Below are 1942 nucleotides of genomic sequence, written 5' to 3' on the forward strand. Positions count from 1 at the left end.
AGGCCGCCCACCCGCCGGCCGGCCCCGGGTACGGCGCCGCGCCGTACGGGCCCGCGCCCTACGGCCCCGGACCGGTCGGACCGGTCGTCCCCGCGCCCGTCGAGGACGACGAACCCGGTCTGCGTGCCGCGATGGCCGCCGGCGATCGGCACGCCGCCGTACAACTCGCGTATCACCTCGCCGACACCGACCGCCCCGACGAGGCCGAGGAGTTGTACCGGGAAGCGCTCGCGGCGGGCCACCCGGAGGCCGCGAACGATCTCGCCGACCTGCTCGCGGCGCGCGGTCGCGCGGGCGAGGCCGAGGAGTTGTATCGCCAGGCGCTCGCGCAGGGCCACCCCGAGTCGGCCAACAACCTCGCGGTGCTGCTCGTGAGCCTGGGCCGGTTCCCCGAGGCGGAGATGCTGTACCGGCACGCGATGATCCAGGGCAACAGCGACGCGGCGAGCAACCTGGGCCTGCTCCTCGCCCGCAGCGGCCGGATCGAGGAGGCGGAGCGGCTGTTCCGGCAGGCGTACGCCGAGGGGCACTTGGACGCGACGATCAACCTCGCCAACGTGATGATGACCCGAGGCCGGGCGAAGGAGGCGGACAAGCTGTACCGTCGCGCGCTGTCCGAGGGCCATCGCGACGCCGCGATCGGCTTCGCGGGTTTCCAGGAGAGCCGGGGCAACCTGCGCGACGCCGAACAGATGTATCGCCGGGCGCTCGCCGAGGGCCATCCGGCGGCGGTGGGGCAGCTCGCGCGGTTCCTGGAGATGACCGGACGCGCGCCCGAGGCGACGTGGTTGCGGTCGTCGATGAGCTGAGCGGCGGCACCGCCCGGAGAGCCGAAGGGGCATTTCCCCCCGAGTGCCCGGTTTTTGGATATCTCGCGACGTTTTGTGGAAGCGGAGGTGAAAACCCCCACGAGTCGGGAGAGCGCCGCCCATGTCCGTGTCCGTGTCGAACCGCTTGCGCGTCGTCCTGTCGTGTCTGGCGATCGTGCTCGCGTGTGTTCTGGCGGCCCCGGCGGTGGTCGCCGGGTGGGCCGACAACGAGGTCGTCGACACCGGTCGCTTCGTTTCGACGCTGGGCCCGTTGTCGTCGGACTCGTCGGTGCAGAACGCGGTCGCCGATCGGGTCGCCGACGCCGCGGTACAGGCGGCGAACGTCCCGGGGGCGCTGGACTCGCTGCGCGAAGCCCTGGGGCTGGGACCGAGCGAGGGGGCGGGGCCCGGCTCCGGCGTGATCAACGGGTTGCTGTCCACCGCCACCCACGCGGCCGCGCAGGCCGTCGTCTCCAGTGACCTGTTCGGCACGATCTGGAAGGACGCGCTACGCACCGCGCACCGGTCGGCGCTGCGTGCGCTGCGTGGGCAGGACGACTCCTCGGTGAGCACCGTCAACGGTGACGTCGTGCTGGATCTGGGGCCCATCGTCGACCGGGTGCGGGCGCAACTCGTCGGCCAGGGGATCCCGTTGGCCGACCGGATCCCGAACACCACGCGGACGTTCGTGCTGTTGCACGGCGACGGGCTGAGCAAGAGCCAGGACGTCTTCCGGCTCGTCGACGCCGCCGGGACGTGGTTGCCCATCGTGGTGTTGGTGCTGATCGTGATCGGGGTGGCGATCGCGCCGCGCCGACGCCGGGTGCTGATGTGGTTGGGGATCGGCGTGGTGATCGCGATGGTGGTGTTGGCCATCGGGCTGTACGTCGCGCGCCGGTTGTACCTGGACGACCTGCCGGCCGACATGTCGCACGCCGCGGCCGCGGCGGTCTACGACACGCTCGTGCACGTCCTGCGGGTGGCGATCTGGACCACCGCGATCGTCGCGGCCGTCCTCGCGCTGGTGACCTTCCTGGCCGGGCCCGCGCGCCCGGCCGTCGCGCTGCGGGGCGTGTTCCACCGCGGCGATCGGGCCGGGCGGAGCGTCGGGACGTCGGGCTGAGCAGCGGGAC

The 1942-nt window shown here is 72.6% G+C and carries 2 protein-coding genes; both read left to right on the plus strand.

Features of this window, described 5'->3' with window-relative positions; genetic code table 11:
• A partial coding sequence (locus tag GT354_RS13285; protein WP_161356515.1) for a tetratricopeptide repeat protein occupies positions 1-809 on the plus strand: 809 nt, incomplete at its 5' end.
• 121 nt (positions 810-930) lie between these two features.
• On the plus strand, positions 931-1932 hold the full coding sequence (locus tag GT354_RS13290) for a hypothetical protein (protein ID WP_161356516.1): 1002 nt from the start codon (positions 931-933) through the stop codon (positions 1930-1932).
• Positions 1933-1942 lie beyond the last annotated feature (10 nt).

It is taken from the genome of Streptomyces sp. SID3343, from assembly GCF_009865215.1.
Classification (GTDB): Bacteria; Actinomycetota; Actinomycetes; order Streptomycetales; family Streptomycetaceae; genus Embleya.

Bases quoted from the DNA above. Each gene is read 5' to 3' on its own strand.
- GT354_RS13290 (WP_161356516.1), top strand. From the start codon at position 931: ATGTCCGTGTCCGTGTCGAACCGCTTGCGCGTCGTCCTGTCGTGTCTG.